General features: G+C 53.7%; 1 pseudogene. It reads right to left on the reverse strand.

Annotated elements, in window-relative coordinates:
• Nucleotides 1-159: pseudogene (locus E0D98_RS28350) on the reverse strand (hypothetical protein); the annotation flags it as partial.
• Between the last annotated feature and the right edge of the window lie 96 nt (nucleotides 160-255).

Here is a 255-nt window from a genome sequence, read left to right on the forward strand (position 1 = left end):
TAACGTCGCCAGCCGGGATACATCCAGTCGCACATAAATGCTGATCCAGCCCGGATAGTGCGGATTCAGTTGTTCAATATCCGTCTCTTCCGGCCAGCCCTGCGCCAGCAGCAGGTTACGGGCGTGGTGACAAACCAGTGCATTCAGCGTTTTGTTCATGATTAATGGTCTCCCTGAATCGCCGCCCGAAGGCGGCGATAACATCAGTCGTTTTCGTGTGTGTTGTTTTTCAGCAGGATGCGGGCCTGATTAACC

The organism is Escherichia sp. KCJ4928 (assembly GCF_004352695.1).
Lineage (GTDB): Bacteria > Pseudomonadota > Gammaproteobacteria > Enterobacterales > Enterobacteriaceae > ECMA0423.